This is a genomic window from Cupriavidus sp. D384 (genome assembly GCF_001652915.1).
Classification (GTDB): domain Bacteria; phylum Pseudomonadota; class Gammaproteobacteria; order Burkholderiales; family Burkholderiaceae; genus Cupriavidus.
Genome location: NZ_BBQI01000107.1, coordinates 1 through 220 on the forward strand (window position 1 = coordinate 1; position 220 = coordinate 220).

Consider the following 220-nt stretch of genomic DNA (forward strand, 5'->3'; position numbering starts at 1 on the left):
GTTACCGTTGTCCAGGCCTGGGCCATCTGTCGAATTACCCGAGATATTCGTCGATCCGTTGCCGCCAGTGTTGATCGCTCCATTACCGTTATCTACCCCGGTTCCGTTCGTCGAATTTCCCGAGACATTAGCCGAGCCATTACCGTCGGTGTTGATGCGACCGCCGTTATCGACGCCAGTGCCGTTCGTCGAGTTGCCGGAAACATTGGTCGAGCCATTA

At 55.5% G+C, this 220-nt stretch carries 1 pseudogene; it reads right to left on the bottom strand.

Features of this window, described 5'->3' with window-relative positions:
* Window positions 1-220: pseudogene (locus A9J21_RS32435) on the bottom strand (hypothetical protein); the annotation flags it as partial.